Source organism: Rhizobium sp. RU20A, assembly GCF_900155885.1.
Lineage (GTDB): Bacteria > Pseudomonadota > Alphaproteobacteria > Rhizobiales > Rhizobiaceae > RU20A.
Genome location: NZ_FTMB01000001.1, coordinates 260,445 through 276,092, shown reverse-complemented (window position 1 = coordinate 276,092; position 15,648 = coordinate 260,445). Strand labels below are relative to the sequence as shown.

Genomic DNA, 15,648 nt, shown 5'->3' with positions numbered 1-15,648 from the left:
CCGCTATAGCCAGCAGCGCTGCGGGGCGCAACGGGTGACCACCGTCGCGCCCCGGAAATCGGCATCTGCGAAAGGCGATACGCCGCCTTACGCCTCGAAGGTGGCGCCGGAGGCCAGCACCTCGACCTTGGTCGTCGTGCCATCCATGGCGGCAACGAAGGTGTCGGCCGTCTTGTCGATGATGCCGAAAGAGCCGTAGTGGCAGGGAATGACGTGCTGGAAATTGAAGAAGCGCTGGCAGGAGAGCGCCGCAACGGCCCCGCCCATGGTGAAGCGATCGCCGATCGGCACGAGGCCGACGTCCGGCTGGTGCAGTTCGTTGATGAGGCCCATGTCGGAGAAGATGTCGGTGTCGCCCATATGGTAGACGGTCGCCTCGTTCTCGATGTGCAGCACGAGGCCGTTGGCATTGCCGAGCGCGTGGGAGACGCCGTCCTCGGTGATCTGCGCGGAGGAATGCAGCGCATTGACGAAGGTGGCGGAAAAGCCGTCGAAATGCACCGTGCCGCCGGTATTGCCCATGTCGAGCTTTTCCACGCCCTTGGAGCCGAGCCAGGCGGCGAGATCGGCATTGGCGAGAACGGTCGCGCCGGTTTCCTTGGCAATCGCGATCGTGTCGCCCACATGGTCGCCATGGCCATGGGTCAGCAGCACATGGGTGAGATCGGCGGTCGCCTCCTTGCGCAGCGCCTCGTCGAAGGCGGGATTGCCGGTGAAGAAGGGATCGATGAGGATCTTGGCTTTCGCGGTTTCGATGCGGAAGGCGGAATGTCCGAGCCAACGGATTTTCATGAGGTTCTCCAGGGTGCTATGCGGGTCCAGGCAGGATATGGGGGCGTGATCGCCTTTGAAAAGCAGGACCACCGGAGAAAGACAATGACCGTCATCACCATCGAAGGGCTGCACGCCCAGCTTCTGCCGGGGCAACCGGTGGCGGGGCTCGATCTCGGCACCAAGACGATCGGCCTGTCGCTCTCCGACCTCGGGCGGCGATTCGCAACGCCGCGGCCCGTCTTGAAGCGCGTCAAGTTCGGCGCGGATGCCGAGGCGCTGCTGGCCTTTGCCGCGAAGGAAAGGGTCGGCGCCTTCATCATCGGGCTTCCCGTGAACATGGACGGCTCGTCCGGTCCGCGCGTGCAGGCAACGCGCGCCTTCGTGCGAAATATGGAAGCGCTGACGGCCATTCCCTTTGTCTATTGGGACGAGCGGCTGTCGACGGTTGCCGCCGAACGGGCGCTCCTCGAAATGGATGTGTCGCGCGCCAAGCGGGCCGAACGCATTGATTCGGCCGCGGCTTCCTTCATTCTTCAGGGCGTGCTGGACAGGCTGGCATCGCTGGCAAGGACGGGCGGCGAGGCCTGAGGCGCCTTGTCGGCACGCCTGCTGCGATACCAGGTGGCGATCGCGCGGCGCTTGCGGAAGGCGAAGATGGCGAAGACGAGGAGGCTGTCTAGGGCGATGGCACGGGCCACGAGCGGCGGGATGCTCTCCGGCGGCAGACCAAGGATCTGTCCATAGATCGCAAAGACCAGATCATGGGCCTGACGGGTCAACATGAAGATGCCGAAGCTCATGTCGTAGTAGGACAGCGTATACCAGCCCGCCAGCAGCGAGACGGGCACGGCCCAAAAGATCAACAGCCACTTCATGCGGCCCTCTCCTCAAGGCTCGACCCCGGCATGCCGTTCACCAGCAGCCAGCGGCAAAGCCCCATAACCGACAGGACGGTTGCGGGAACGGTGATATCGAGCGCCAGCCCGGCAAAGAATGCCGTCGCGAGCGCCAGGTGAGCCATTCGGACCATCATGGTCGCAACCCTGTCGTTAACGTTTTCTTAACCCTAACATGTCGCGCTGGCACCCCGTCCTCAAGGCAAAGCCGCGAACATGGTTAACATCGACAGGGTGAGGTCCAGAGCGCCGTTGTCGGCCACCTCCCGGGTCGGGCAGAATTTGCGGGGTGCGAAGGCGGCACCGGGCCGTTATAAGCGCTGGCGGCACACTCCACCCTCGGAGCGCGCAGCCGATTTCCCCACTGGACTGACATGACCCTCATCTTCGAAAGCATCGTGCCGATCTTCCTTCTCGTTCTGATCGGCGTCTTCCTGCGGCGGGCACGCTTTCTCGACCAGGCCATCTGGCCGGGTCTCGAGCAGTTCGGCTATTTCGTGCTGTTCCCCGCCCTGCTCTTCTCGACGCTGGCGCAGGCCAACTTCTCGGGCCTGAAACCGGATGCCACGGCGCTGGCCGCAATTGGCAGCATCTGTGCGATGTCGGTGCTGGTGCTGGCCCTCTGGCCGCTTTTGAGGGCACGCGGCGTCGCGGCGCCGGCCTTCACCTCCGTCTTCCAGACGGCAACGCGCTGGAACGGATTCATGGCGCTCGCGATCGCCGACAAGCTCTACGGTCACACGGGTCTGTCGATGATCGCGCTCATCATGACGCTGATCATCATCCCCATCAATTTCTTCAATATCGGCGTCCTCGTCTGGTTCGGCGGACAATCGCGCGGCGTCGGCACCTTTGCCTTGAGAATCATCTCCAACCCGCTGATCGTTTCCTCCGTCGCGGGCATCCTCATCAATCTCACCGGCATCCCGGTCTACGGACCTGTGATGGTCACCGTCGACATGCTGGCCACGGCGTCCCTCAGCCTCGGCCTCGTCATGGTCGGGGCCGGACTGAAGGTGGGCGATGCGCTGCGACCAAAGCCCGTCACGCTGCTCGGCGTGGCGCTGAAGCTCGTCGTCATGCCGGCCTTCATGATCGGTTTTGCGCTTCTTTTCGGCATAGGCGGCAATGCGCTGATGGCGATCGCGCTCGGTGCGGCCGTGCCGACGGCCATGAACGGCTATCTGCTCGCCAAGCAGATGGGCGGCGATGCGCCGCTTTATGCGGCCATTGCGACGGTGCAGACGGTCGTGTCCTTCTTCACCATCCCGCTGGTGCTGGCTCTCACCGGTTACTTCGTCTCGGGATAGAGAAGATCGAGCATGAAGGTCGAATCAAAGCGGGAATCAAGCATGCCGTAGGTGGCGCGCCAGCCGCCGGCGAAGCGCGACTCGAGGAAGGCATCGGCAAGGCGCCCTGCCCCGATGCGATAAAGCTCGGCAGCGGCAGCGGCCAGCGCCAATTGCTCGACCAGCATGCGCGACGCGCCCTCATCGCGTTCGCACAGCGAAATGGCGGCCCGGAGAACGTCGATGGTCTTGGCGGCGGCCGGGCCGAGATCGCGGCCGATGACGGCAAAGAGTTGTTCGAATAGATCGCGGCCACGGGCCAGAACCCTCAGCACATCCAGTGCCATGACGTTGCCGGAGCCCTCCCAGATGGCATTGACCGGCGCCTCGCGGTAATGGCGGGCGATCGGCCGTTCCTCGACATAGCCGCTGCCGCCAAGGCACTCCATCGCCTCGTAAATCAGCGGCGGAGCGCTCTTGCAGACCCAGTATTTGACCACCGGCGTCATGATGCGGGCATAGGCCGCATCCTCGGGGCTGGAGCGGGCCCGGTCGAAGGCATCGGCCAGGCGGAAGGTGAGCGCGCTGGCGGCGGCGACATCGAGCGCCATGTCGGCCAGGACGCGCGTCATCAGGGGCTGATCGACCAGCGCCTTGCCGAAGGCCTTGCGGCCACGCACGTGGTGGATCGCTTCGGAGAGCGAGGCGCGCATCATGCCGGCGGAGGCGACGGCGCAGTCGAGCCGGGTCAGCGTCACCATGTCGAGGATCGTGCGCACGCCCTGGTCCGTGGGGCCGAGCGCGAAGCCGAAGGTGTCAGCGAACTCGACCTCCGAGGAGGCATTGGAGCGGTTGCCGACCTTGTCCTTGAGGCGCTGGAAGCGCAGGCCGTTGGCCGAGCCATCTTCGAGAAGACGCGGCACGAGGAAGCAGCCGAGCCCCTCGCGCGTCTGCGCCAGCATCACGAAGGCGTCGCTCATCGGTGCGGAGAGGAACCATTTGTGGCCGGCAAGACGATAGATGCCCTCGCCCACCCGCTCGGCGGTCGATGTATTGGCGCGCACATCCGTACCGCCCTGCTTTTCCGTCATGCCCATGCCGAGGGTGATGGCGGACTTTTCCGTCCAGGCGCGGTTGGTGCTGTCATATTTGCGCGACAGGATCTTCGGCGCCCAATCCTTCTGCACGGTCGGATTGGCGGCGAGCGCGGCAACGGAGGCGCTGGTCATGGTCAGGGGGCACAGGTGTCCGCATTCGAGCTGCGCCGTCAGATAAAAGCGGATCGCGCGGGCCTTGTGGGCGCGGCCGCGTTCGTCCTCGCGGTTTTCCCAGACGGAGGAATGCAGGCCCGTTGCCATGGAGCGGCGCATCAACGCATGCCAGGCGGGATGGAATTCCACGACATCAAGCCGTTCGCCGCGCGGGCCGTGGGTGCGCAGCTTCGGCACGCCCTCATTGGCCATGCGGGCAAGATCCTGCGCCTCCGGCGAGGTCACGTAGCGGCCGAGCTGTTCGAACTCGTCCTTCAGCGCCGCCGACATGGGGTTCGTCAGGTCCACCAGCAGCGGATCGGTGCGATAGGCATTGACGCCCGACCAGGGGGCCGGCTGGTTGAGATCGAGGAGCTTCTGTTCGCTGCGGGTGGTGCGTGTCATGAGGGGCTTCTAGCGAAAAGATTGACGGCGCGATACGGGCGCGCCACGCCCCGCGACCGCTCTTCACCGATATTCCTGTGACGAGACGGGATCGCGGGCGCCGGCCGGCTTGCCGCACCGCCGCCCAGCCTCTATAGAGCGGGCCATTCAGACGAAAGCAAGGGCGGACCATGCATTCCTTTCCGCATCGCCACCTGCTCGGCATCAAGGGTCTCAACGAACAGGACATCAGTATCCTGCTGGACCGTGCCGACGAGGCCGTGAAGATCTCCCGCCAGCGGGAAAAGAAGACGTCCACCCTTAGGGGTCTCACCCAGATCAACCTCTTCTTCGAGGCCTCGACCCGGACGCAATCCTCCTTCGAACTGGCCGGAAAGCGGCTTGGCGCCGACGTGATGAACATGTCGGTCGGCAATTCCTCGGTGAAGAAGGGCGAAACGCTGATCGATACCGCGATGACGCTCAACGCCATGCACCCTGACGTGCTGGTGGTGCGCCACTCCTCGGCCGGTGCTGCCGCGCTTCTAGCGCAGAAGGTGTCCTGCGCGGTCGTCAATGCCGGTGACGGCCAGCACGAGCATCCGACCCAGGCGCTGCTCGACGCGCTGACCATCCGCCGCGCCAAGGGCAAGCTGTCCCGTATCATCGTCGCCATCTGCGGCGATGTGCTGCATTCGCGCGTTGCCCGCTCCAACATCCTGCTGCTCAACCAGATGGGCGCGCGCGTGCGGGTCGTGGCCCCCGCGACGCTTTTGCCCACCGGCATCGCCGACATGGGCTGCGAGGTCTACCATTCCATGGCCGAAGGGCTGAAGGATGCGGACGTGGTGATGATGCTGCGCTTGCAGCGCGAGCGCATGTCCGGCGCTTTCGTGCCGTCGGTGCGCGAGTATTTCCACTATTTCGGCCTCGATGCCGAAAAGCTGAAAGCCGCGAAGGACGATGCGCTCGTCATGCATCCCGGCCCCATGAACCGCGGCGTCGAAATCGCCTCTGAGATTGCCGACGGTCCGCAGAGCGTCATCGAAAGCCAGGTGGAAATGGGCGTTGCCGTGCGCATGGCGGTGATGGAAACGCTCCTCCTCTCGCAGAACCAGGGGCCGCGCGCATGAAGCCCGTCGTCATCGACAACGTCCGCATCATCGATCCCTCGCGCGATCTGGATGAAGCCGGCCGAATCATCATCGTGGACGGCAAGATCGAAGCGGCGGGCGCCGAAGCGCTCACCCGTCCCGTGCCTTCAGGCGCCAGCCTGCGCGACGGGCGTGGCCTGATTGCCATGCCCGGCCTTATCGATGCCCGCGTCTTCGTCGGGGAACCCGGCGGCGAACATCGCGAGACGGTCGCCTCGGCCGCGCGCGCGGCGGCGGCCGGCGGCGTCACCTCGATCATCACCATGCCGGATACCGATCCCGTCATCGACGACATCGCGCTGGTGGAGTTCATCCGCAAGACGGCCCGTGACCGCGCCATCGTCAATGTCTACCCCGCCGCAGCCCTGACCAAGGGGCTCAAGGGTGAAGAGATGACCGAATTCGGCCTCCTCAAGGATGCTGGCGCCGTCTGCTTCACCAATGGCCGCCATGGGCTCGACGATGCGCAGGTGCTGCGCCGGGCCATGACCTATGCGAAGGCCTTCGGTGCGGTCGTGTCGCTGGAGACGCGCGACGCGCATCTCGGCGCCGCCGGCGTCATGAACGAGGGCCTGCTGGCGAGCTGGCTGGGTCTCTCCGGCATTCCGCGCGAGGCCGAGATCATTCCCCTGGAGCGCGATCTGCGCATCGCGGGCCTGACGGGCGGCGCCTATCACGCCGCGCAGCTCTCGGTACCCGAATCGGTCGAAGCCGTGGTGACCGCCCGCAAGCGCGGCGCGAAGGTCACCTGCGGCGTAGCGATCGCCAGTCTGACGCTGAACGAAAACGACATCGGCGAATACCGCACCTTCTTCAAGCTCTCGCCGCCGCTGCGCAGCGAGGCCGACCGTGTGGCCATGGTGGAGGCTCTCGCACGCGGCGAGATCGACATTATCGTCTCCTCGCACGATCCGCAGGACGTCGATACCAAGCGACTGCCCTTTGCCGATGCCGCCGATGGCGCGATCGGGCTGGAGACCATGCTGGCGGCGGCGCTGCGCCTTTATCACAGCGGCCATGTGCCGCTGATGCGGCTCGTCGATGCGCTCTCGACGCGGCCGGCCTCGATCTTCGGCCTGCCGGGCGGCACGCTGAAGCCGGGTGCGCCGGCCGATATCACGCTCGTCGATCTCGACGAGCCGTGGATCGTCGCCAAGGAACAGCTGGTGTCGCGCTCCAAGAACACGCCCTTCGAGAATGCACGCTTTACCGGCCGGGCCGTCGCGACCTATGTTGCCGGCAATCTGGTCTATGGCGCCTGACGCAACGCCCACCGGGAGGACATGATGGACACGCTTTCCTGGACACTCGGCTGGGGCGCAACGCTCGGCGTGCTCGTCTTCGGCTATCTGCTGGGCTCCATCCCCTTCGGCCTCATCCTGACACGAGCGGCCGGCCTTGGCGACGTGCGCAAGATCGGCTCCGGAAATATCGGCGCGACCAACGTGCTGCGCACCGGAAACAAGAAGCTGGCGGCCGCCACCCTGTTGCTCGATGCTCTCAAGGGAACGGCAGCCGCCGCGCTCGCCGGTCTTTATCTCGGACCCGATGCGGCGCTTGTCGGCGGCTTTGCGGCCTTCCTCGGCCATCTCTTTCCGGTCTGGCTCGGTTTCAAGGGCGGCAAGGGTGTGGCGACCTATATCGGCGTGGCGCTCGGCGTCACACCGTGGCTGGTTCTCGTCTTCGCCGCCGTCTGGCTCGGCGTCGCGAAGATCAGCCGCTATTCGTCGCTTTCAGCGCTGGTTGCAACGCTCGTCATTCCGGTTGTATCGTGGTTCGCGATTTCGGAAAAGACGGCGCTTCTGTTTGCGGCGATGACCCTCATCACCTGGATCAAGCACAAGGCGAATATCGAGCGTCTCATGGCCGGAACCGAAAGCAGGATCGGGCAGAAGGGATGAGGGCATGGCCGACGGAACGAGGCGCACGGGCATAGTCCTCTCCGACCGGCAACGCATCTCCTGGCTTCGGCTGATCCGCAGCGACAATGTTGGCCCGGCGACCTTCCGGGATCTCATCAACACCTTCGGCACCGCCGAAACCGCACTCGCCATGCTGCCGGAGCTCTCCGCCCGCGGCGGCTCGACGCGCACCATCCGTGTCGCGAGTGTCGAGGAGGCGGAACGGGAACTTGCTTTCGCCAGCCGATTCGGTGCCCGCTTCCTCGGCATCGGCGAGCCGGATTATCCGCCGGCGCTTCGTCAGATCGATGCGGCCCCGCCGATTCTGGCCGTCAAGGGCGATGCCGCCGTTGCGCTTCGCCCGTCCCTCGGCATTGTCGGCTCCCGGAATGCCTCGGTCAGCGGCGCGAAGTTCGCCGCGATGATCGCGCGCGAGGCGGGCCGCGCCGGCTACACGATTACCTCCGGCCTTGCCCGCGGCATCGATGCGGCCGCCCATGTCGCCAGCCTCGAAACGGGCACGATCGCGGCGATGGCCGGAGGGCTCGACCAGCCCTACCCGCCCGAGAACGTGCCGCTGCTCAATCAGATCACCGAGGGAAGCGGGCTCGCCATCAGCGAAATGCCGTTCGGCTGGGAACCGCGGGCCCGCGACTTTCCCCGCCGCAATCGCCTGATTGCCGGCGTCAGCATGGGTCTTGCGGTGGTGGAGGCGGCGGTCAGGTCGGGTTCGCTGATCACGGCGCGCTTTGCTGCCGATTTCGGTCGGCTGGTCTTTGCCGTGCCGGGCTCGCCGCTCGATCCGCGCTGCCACGGCACGAATCGCCTGATCCGCGATGGCGCCACCATCGTGACGGAACCGGCCGACATTCTCGAAGCACTCGCGCCGCTGACGCGCATCGACCTCTTCACGCCACGGGAAATGAACGAACCGATCGAGGATGGCGACCGCCGCATGGCCGCGCCGCCCGACGACAGCGAGCGGCAGCGGATTGTCGATGCGCTGGGGCCGACGCCCGTCGACATCGATGACATCATCCGCCATACCGGCCTTTCGGCGGCGCAGGTCTATCTTGTGCTGCTAGAGCTTGACCTTGCCGGGCGTCTGCATCGCCACGCCAATGGCATGGTCTCGGTGACGAGTTTCCTGTGACGGGCGACGGCCCTGCTGCAGGTCGCTGGCTTCCAGATAGGCCATTTCAAGCAGGTAGCACAACATGCCAGCGCCCTCCGCCTCGGCAACCGCGCGCAATTCGCCAAGCATCTCCCGGATATAGGCCATGTTCTCGCGGCCTTGGGTACTGCCGGATCCCGATGATGGAGATATCGTCATGCGCTGTCCTGCCATGGAGAGGCCGGCACTCTCCCGCGCTGTGGCAGGCCTGCCGATGGTTCAATCGAAGCGCGCATTTTACAATCTATGTTTCGCAAAGCTCGCCTATTACAACGATAATGCAAATATCCTTAATTGCAACACAGAAAAAATCCCCAAATGGTTGCATTGCGTTGCATCAGGCATATTTTCCCGGAAAACCCTTGACCGCGCGGCTTTCTCTCTTCATTTCGAAAGGCAGTCTCCAGAATTTGAAGCGCCGCCGACCGGTCTCCGGCCTGCTCCGTCGCCGACCGAACAGAGTGTTTACATGAACGTTGTCGTGGTTGAATCGCCGGCGAAAGCCAAGACGATCAACAAATATCTCGGACCCGGTTACAAGGTTCTCGCCTCCTTCGGCCACGTGCGTGATCTGCCGGCCAAGGACGGTTCCGTGCGCCCGGACGAGGACTTCGAAATGTCCTGGGAGGTCGATACGGCCTCCGCCAAGCGCATGAAGGACATTGCCGACGCGGTAAAATCATCCGACGGGCTCATTCTGGCGACCGACCCGGATCGCGAAGGGGAAGCCATTTCCTGGCATGTCCTTGACCTCCTGAAGAAGAAGCGGGTGATCGGCGACAAGCCGGTGCAGCGCGTCGTCTTCAACGCCATCACCAAGAAGGCGGTGCTCGAAGCCATGGCGGCGCCGCGCGATATCGATGTCGCGCTGGTCGACGCCTATCTCGCCCGCCGGGCGCTCGACTATCTCGTCGGCTTCAATCTCTCGCCGGTGCTGTGGCGCAAGCTGCCGGGCGCTCGCTCGGCCGGCCGCGTGCAGTCGGTGGCGTTGCGGCTTGTCTGCGACCGCGAAAACGAAATCGAGCGCTTCGTCTCGGAAGAATACTGGAATCTGTCGGCGATCCTGAAGACGCCGCGCGGCGATGCCTTCGAGGCGAAGCTCTCCATGGCGGATGGCAAGCGCCTGCAGGGCAAGTCGATCAAGACGGGCGAAGATGCCAACCGGCTGAAGGCGCTGCTGGAAGGCGCATCCTTCGTTGTCGACAGTGTGGAGGCCAAGCCGGTCAAGCGCAATCCCGGCCCGCCCTTCACCACCTCCACCCTGCAGCAGGCCGCCTCCTCGCGCCTCGGCTTCTCCGCCTCCCGGACCATGCAGGTGGCGCAGAAGCTCTATGAGGGCATCGACATCGGTGGCGAGACGGTCGGTCTTATCACCTACATGCGTACCGACGGCGTGCAGATGGCGCCCGAAGCCGTGGATGCCGCACGCCGCGCCATCGGCGACCAGTTCGGCGCCCGCTACGTGCCGGAGAAGGCCCGCTTCTACTCCACCAAGGCGAAGAACGCCCAGGAAGCCCACGAAGCTATCCGCCCGACCGATTTCAACCGAACGCCCGACAGCGTGAAGCGCTTCCTCGATGCCGACCAGATTCGTCTTTACGACCTCATCTGGAAGCGCGGCATCGCCAGCCAGATGGCATCGGCGGAAATCGAGCGCACAACAGTCGAGATCCTTGCCGACAACAAGGGCGAGACCGCAGGCCTGCGCGCCGTCGGCTCCGTCATCCGATTCGACGGCTTCATCGCCGCCTACACGGACCAGAAGGAAGATGGCGAGCAGAGCGACGACGCCGACGAGGATGGCCGCCTGCCGGAGATCAATGCCCGCGAGAACCTCGCGAAGGACAAGATCAACGCCAGCCAGCACTTCACCGAGCCGCCGCCGCGCTATTCGGAGGCCTCGCTGATCAAGAAGATGGAAGAGCTCGGCATCGGCCGCCCCTCCACCTACGCCGCGACGCTGAAGACGCTGAGCGACCGCGAATATATCGTCGTCGACAAGCGCAAGCTGATCCCGCATTCGCGCGGCCGTCTTGTCACGGCCTTCCTCGAGAACTTCTTCTCGAAATATGTCGAATACGATTTCACCGCCGATCTCGAAGAAAAGCTCGACCGGATCTCGGCGGGCGAACTCGACTGGAAGGAGGTTCTCCGGGACTTCTGGAAGGACTTCTTCGCCCAGATCGAGGACACCAAGGAACTGCGCGTCACCAATGTGCTGGATGCGCTGAACGAAGCGCTCGCCCCTCTGGTCTTCCCCAAGCGCGAGGACGGATCGGACCCGCGCATCTGCCAGGTCTGCGGCACCGGCAAGCTGTCGCTGAAGCTTGGAAAGTATGGCGCCTTCGTCGGTTGCTCGAACTATCCGGAATGCAATTTCACCCGCCAGCTCTCTTCCGACGGCGCGGATGCGGAGGCGCAGGCCTCGAACGAGCCGCAGGCGCTCGGCAAGGATCCGCATACGGGTGAAGAGATCACGCTGCGCAGCGGCCGTTTCGGCCCCTATGTGCAGCGCGGCGACGGCAAGGACGCCAAGCGCTCCAGCCTGCCGAAGGGCTGGACGCCGGCGTCCATCGACCACGAAAAGGCGTTGGCCCTTCTGTCGCTTCCCCGCGATATCGGCCCGCATCCCGAAACGGGCAAGATGATCTCGTCCGGCCTTGGCCGCTACGGACCCTTCGTGCTGCATGACGGCACCTATGCCAATGTCGAGTCGATCGAGGACGTCTTCTCGATCGGCCTCAACCGCGCCGTTTCCGTGCTCGCCGACAAGGCCAGCAAAGGTCCGGGCGGACGCGGTCGCGGCGCGGCGCAGGCCGCGTTGAAGGAACTCGGCGAGCATCCGGATGGCGGCGCGATCACCGTGCGCGACGGGCGCTATGGGCCCTACGTCAACTGGGGCAAGGTCAATGCAACCCTGCCGAAGGGCAAGGAACCGCAGGATGTCACCGTCGAGGAGGCCCTGGCGCTGATCGCCGAGCGGGCCGGCAAGTCCGGCGGCAAGACCAAGGCGAAGGCTGCAAAGGCACCGGCCAAGACCGCCAAGGCCGCGAAGGCAACCGAGGACGGGGCCGAAAAGCCCGCCAAGGCGAAGACGACGAAGGCGGCCGGCGCAAAGGCCACGGCGACGAAGAAGACCACTGCAACGACGACGGCGGCCAAGCCCAAGGCAGCCGCAAAACCAAAGGCGGCCGGCAAGACGGCAGCCGGGAAAGGCTGATCTTGGCACGCATTCCGCGCGACCCGACCGAAGGCTCCAGACGGCAGCGGCCGGGCCGCGAGGGTGGAAAACCGGCCGTGGTGCGCGGCAGCGACACCACGCTTCCCGCTACGGACACGCCGATTATCCATGGCGCGGTGCCGCCGCGCGACGTGCTGCTGCGCTTCATCACCGAAAATCCCGACCGCGCCTCCAAACGCGAGATCGCCAAGGCCTTCGGCCTGAAGGCGGAGGCGCGCGTCGAACTGAAGGACGCGCTTCGGGCGCTAGAGGATGAGGGCTATGTCGAGAAGAAGCGCAAGTCGCTGACGCGGCCCGGCGCCCTGCCCCCGGTCACGGTGCTCGACATCACCACCCGCGACAAGGATGGCGAACTGATCGCACGGCCGGCCGAATGGCCCGAGGATGGCGGCGTGGCGCCAGCCGTGCTGATCCGCCAGTCCTCGCAGGCCCGCTCCAAGGGCAAGACGCCGGTCGGCGGCCTCGGTGATCGGGTGCTGGCGAAGATCTTTCCCGCCAAGGAGCGCGGCGGCCCGGCCTATACGGGCCGTATCATCAAGGTTCTCGACAAGAAGCGCGATGCCGTTCTCGGTGTCTTCCGCCTGCATGGCGCGGATGGCGGCGGGCGCATCATGCCGATCGAAAAGCGCGGCGACGAAATGGCGGTCCCCGCTTCCGGCGTCGGCGATGCCAAGGACGGAGACCTCGTCGAAGTCGAGGTCTCCCGCGCCGGCCGCTACGGGCTGCCGCTTGCCGCGGTGCGCACCGTCATCGGTTCCGTCGCCTCGGAAAAGGCGATCTCGATGATCGCCATCTATGCCCATGGCATCCCGCATGTCTTCCCGGCCCGCGTGATCGCCGAGGCCCACGAGGCCGGCCCCGCCTCCATGGCGAAGCGCGAGGACTGGCGCGCCCTGCCGCTGGTCACCATCGACCCCGCGGATGCGAAAGACCATGACGACGCCGTGCATGCCGAACCGGACCCGTCCGAGGACAATCCGGGCGGCGTGATCGTCACCGTCGCGATCGCCGACGTTTCCTGGTACGTCCGCCCCGGCTCGGCGCTCGACCAGGAAGCGGCCAAGCGCGGCAATTCCGTCTATTTCCCCGACCGCGTCGTGCCGATGCTGCCGGAGCGGATCTCCAACGATCTCTGCTCGCTGAAGGAAGGCGTGGAGCGGCCGGCGCTCGCCGTGCGCATGCGCTTCTCTAGGGAAGGCCGCAAGGCGGGGCACACCTTCCACCGCATCATGATGAAGAGCGCGGCGAAGCTCTCCTACAGCCAAGCCCAGGCCGCCATCGACGGGCGCCCGGACGACAAGACAGGCCCGATCCTCGAGACGATCCTCAAGCCGCTGTGGGATGCCTACCGGATCATGACCATCGGTCGTGATCGCCGCCAGCCGCTCGAGCTCAACATGCCCGAGCGCAAGATCCTCCTGAAACCCGACGGCACCGTGGACACCGTCATCGTGCCGGAGCGACTGGACGCCCACAAACTCATCGAAGAGATGATGATCCAGGCGAACGTCGCCGCCGCCGAGACACTGGAAGCCAAGAAGCAGGCGCTGATCTATCGCGTCCACGACCAGCCTTCGCTTGCCAAGCAGGAGACGCTGCGCGAGTTCCTGGCGACCCTCGACATTGCGCTCGCCAAGGGCGGCAACATGCGCTCCAACCATTTCAACGGCATTCTCTCCAAGGCCGAGGGAAAGCCCTTCGAGACCATGGTCAACGAGATGGTGCTGCGCTCCCAGAGCCAGGCGATCTACAGCCCGGAGAATATCGGCCATTTCGGCCTCAACCTCCTGCGCTACGCCCACTTCACCTCGCCCATCCGCCGCTACGCAGACCTCATCGTGCATCGCGCGCTGGTGGGCTCGCTCGGCCTCGGCGAAGGCGGCATCACGCCGAAGGAAGAGGCGGCGCTGGACGATATCGCGGCGGAAATCTCCACCTTCGAACGGCGCGCCATGGCGGCCGAGCGCGAGACGGTGGACCGGCTGATTGCCCATCATCTGGCCGATCGCGTCGGCCAGGAATTTGACGGGCGCATTTCGGGCGTGACGAAATCGGGACTTTTTGTCACCCTGCCGGCCTATGGTGCGGATGGTTTCGTCCCTATATCAACGCTCGGACGCGACTACTTCATCTACGACGAGGCGCATCAGGCGCTGACGGGCGAGAAGACCGGGCTTGGCTACAGACTCGGCGATCCCGTCCGGGTCTCGCTGGCAGAAGCCGTGCCACTGGCCGGCGCGCTTCGCTTCGAGATGGTCAGCGAAGGTCGCAAGATGCCGACGGCAATCCGTTCGTTCCACAAGTCCGGACGACGGGACAGGGCCTTCGGGCGCAAGCAGCCCGGAACACGCCCGCCGCGCGGCAAACGCTAACGCCCGCTCGAACGCGGGACGAAAGGCAATGCCATGACTGTGGTACAGACACAGAAGATCAGCCTCGGCGGTACATCCGAGATTCGGGAAGAGCGGCCGGTGGGGCGCAGCATGCGCCGCGGCTTTCTCAACACCTGCCCGGCCTGCGGACAGGGCAAGCTTTTTGCAAAGTTCCTGCGCACCGTCGATCACTGCGCCTGCTGCGACCAGCGCCTCGACGATCACCGCGCCGACGACCTGCCGCCCTATATCGTCATCACCATCGTCGGCCATGTCATGGTCGGCGGCTACATGGCGACGGACCTCGTCTGGTCCCTGAACAGCTGGCAGCATCTGGCCATATGGGCGCCCCTGACGATCCTTGCTTCCGTTGCCCTGATGCAGCCCGTCAAGGGCGCCGTCATCGGCCTGCAATGGGCGCTGCGCATGCATGGCTTCGGCGATAAGCCCGATGCGCCGGAAGACCGGCTGCCGGACCAGGCCCCGCCGCGCTGAGCGGGTGACACATGGAGGAGGAGAACGCGCGCTTGGCACAGGCTGCGAAACGGCGTGTCGTGCCGCGTGATGCCGCCAGCCTTATCCTCATCGACCGCAGCGGGCCGGTCCCAAGAGTTCTTGTCGGCCGGCGCGCGGCCGCACATCGCTTCATGCCCAATCTCTACGTCTTCCCCGGCGGGCGACGTGATCCGCTGGACCATCGACTGGCCACACTGGAGCCTCTTGCCGACGACGTCGTCACGCTTCTGGCGCGGCGCGTTCCAAAGCGACGGGCGACTTCGCTGCACGGGCTGGGGGTCACGGCGCTCAGGGAACTCCACGAAGAAACGGGGCTGGTGATCGGCCGTTTCGATCCCCCGGTTCCCGGCGCCGCCGCAGCGTCCATCTTTGCACCGGCGCTCGGCAAATTGCGATACACGGCCCGCGCCATCACGCCGCCCACCTTTCCGATGCGCTTCGACACCCGTTTTTTCACGCTCTTTACCGACGAGGTGGCGATCGATCCGACAGCGGCGCGCGACAGCCGGGAGCTTGAGGATCTGCGCTGGATCGGCATCGATGACCGCCAGTCCGTACCGCTGCCTGACATCACAGCGACCATTCTCGACGATCTCGCCGCGCGCCTCTCAGTCGATCCGCATTTATCGTTTGAGCGCGGCGTGCCCTTCTACTACACAGTGCGCGGACGTTTTGTCCGAACCATGCTCTGAGGACT

15 protein-coding genes are annotated in these 15,648 nt (G+C 65.2%); 10 read left to right on the top strand and 5 right to left on the bottom strand.

What is annotated here, in order from left to right:
• Positions 1–87: 87 nt before the first annotated feature.
• The gene (locus tag F3H41_RS01330) at positions 88–792 is read right to left on the bottom strand and encodes a metal-dependent hydrolase (protein WP_149736791.1); all 705 of its coding nucleotides are present in this window, start codon (positions 790–792) and stop codon (positions 88–90) included.
• Positions 793–876: 84 nt separating this feature from the next.
• Here F3H41_RS01330 and ruvX point away from each other — a divergent pair, with 84 nt between their 5' ends.
• Positions 877–1,362, top strand: coding sequence for a Holliday junction resolvase RuvX (gene ruvX, locus F3H41_RS01325; protein ID WP_149736790.1), 486 nt, complete (start codon positions 877–879; stop codon positions 1,360–1,362).
• On the opposite strand, the gene F3H41_RS01320 is transcribed toward ruvX, so the two are convergent.
• Both F3H41_RS01320 and F3H41_RS21160 read right to left on the bottom strand, forming a co-directional pair.
• Positions 1,308–1,649: a DUF6105 family protein gene (locus tag F3H41_RS01320; protein WP_149736789.1), complete on the bottom strand. Its 342-nt coding sequence runs from the start codon at positions 1,647–1,649 to the stop codon at positions 1,308–1,310. The genes ruvX and F3H41_RS01320 overlap by 55 nt on opposite strands.
• On the bottom strand, positions 1,646–1,807 hold the full coding sequence (locus F3H41_RS21160) for a hypothetical protein (protein ID WP_188129394.1): 162 nt from the start codon (positions 1,805–1,807) through the stop codon (positions 1,646–1,648). Before F3H41_RS21160 ends, F3H41_RS01320 begins: the two co-directional genes overlap by 4 nt.
• A 237-nt stretch (positions 1,808–2,044) precedes the next feature.
• On the opposite strand from F3H41_RS21160, the gene F3H41_RS01315 reads away from it, so the two are divergent.
• Entirely contained in the window at positions 2,045–2,980 is a 936-nt protein-coding gene (locus F3H41_RS01315; RefSeq protein WP_149736788.1) for an AEC family transporter, read from the top strand.
• Here the strand turns inward: F3H41_RS01315 and F3H41_RS01310 are convergent.
• Entirely contained in the window at positions 2,962–4,614 is a 1,653-nt protein-coding gene (locus F3H41_RS01310) for an acyl-CoA dehydrogenase family protein (RefSeq protein WP_149736787.1), read from the bottom strand. The two genes, F3H41_RS01315 and F3H41_RS01310, sit on opposite strands and share 19 nt — an antisense overlap.
• 170 nt (positions 4,615–4,784) lie before the next feature.
• On the opposite strand from F3H41_RS01310, the gene F3H41_RS01305 reads away from it, so the two are divergent.
• From F3H41_RS01305 to dprA, 4 genes are read left to right on the top strand one after another with little or no spacing between them, the layout of a single operon-like run.
• On the top strand, positions 4,785–5,726 hold the full coding sequence (locus tag F3H41_RS01305) for an aspartate carbamoyltransferase catalytic subunit (protein WP_149736786.1): 942 nt from the start codon (positions 4,785–4,787) through the stop codon (positions 5,724–5,726).
• Positions 5,723–7,009, top strand: a complete 1,287-nt coding sequence (locus F3H41_RS01300) for a dihydroorotase (RefSeq protein WP_149736785.1) — start codon at positions 5,723–5,725, stop codon at positions 7,007–7,009. The genes F3H41_RS01305 and F3H41_RS01300 overlap by 4 nt, the downstream gene beginning before the upstream one ends.
• A gap of 24 nt (positions 7,010–7,033) precedes the next feature.
• Entirely contained in the window at positions 7,034–7,648 is a 615-nt protein-coding gene (gene plsY / locus F3H41_RS01295; protein ID WP_149736784.1) for a glycerol-3-phosphate 1-O-acyltransferase PlsY, read from the top strand.
• A 4-nt stretch (positions 7,649–7,652) separates the two neighbouring features.
• Positions 7,653–8,801, top strand: a complete 1,149-nt coding sequence (dprA, locus tag F3H41_RS01290; protein ID WP_149736783.1) for a DNA-processing protein DprA — start codon at positions 7,653–7,655, stop codon at positions 8,799–8,801.
• On the opposite strand, the gene F3H41_RS01285 is transcribed toward dprA, so the two are convergent.
• Entirely contained in the window at positions 8,730–8,996 is a 267-nt protein-coding gene (locus F3H41_RS01285) for a hypothetical protein (protein WP_348532474.1), read from the bottom strand. The genes dprA and F3H41_RS01285 overlap by 72 nt on opposite strands.
• A 295-nt stretch (positions 8,997–9,291) precedes the next feature.
• Between F3H41_RS01285 and topA the strand changes: the two genes are divergently transcribed.
• From topA to F3H41_RS01265, 4 genes are read left to right on the top strand one after another with little or no spacing between them, the layout of a single operon-like run.
• On the top strand, positions 9,292–12,042 hold the full coding sequence (topA, locus tag F3H41_RS01280; protein WP_149736782.1) for a type I DNA topoisomerase: 2,751 nt from the start codon (positions 9,292–9,294) through the stop codon (positions 12,040–12,042).
• Between the two features lie 2 nt (positions 12,043–12,044).
• Entirely contained in the window at positions 12,045–14,435 is a 2,391-nt protein-coding gene (gene rnr / locus F3H41_RS01275) for a ribonuclease R (protein ID WP_149736781.1), read from the top strand.
• A gap of 33 nt (positions 14,436–14,468) precedes the next feature.
• Complete coding sequence (locus F3H41_RS01270; protein ID WP_149736780.1) at positions 14,469–14,930, top strand: DUF983 domain-containing protein; 462 nt, start codon at positions 14,469–14,471, stop codon at positions 14,928–14,930.
• Positions 14,931–14,962: 32 nt separating this feature from the next.
• Positions 14,963–15,643, top strand: a complete 681-nt coding sequence (locus F3H41_RS01265) for an NUDIX domain-containing protein (protein ID WP_188129307.1) — start codon at positions 14,963–14,965, stop codon at positions 15,641–15,643.
• Positions 15,644–15,648: the final 5 nt, after the last annotated feature.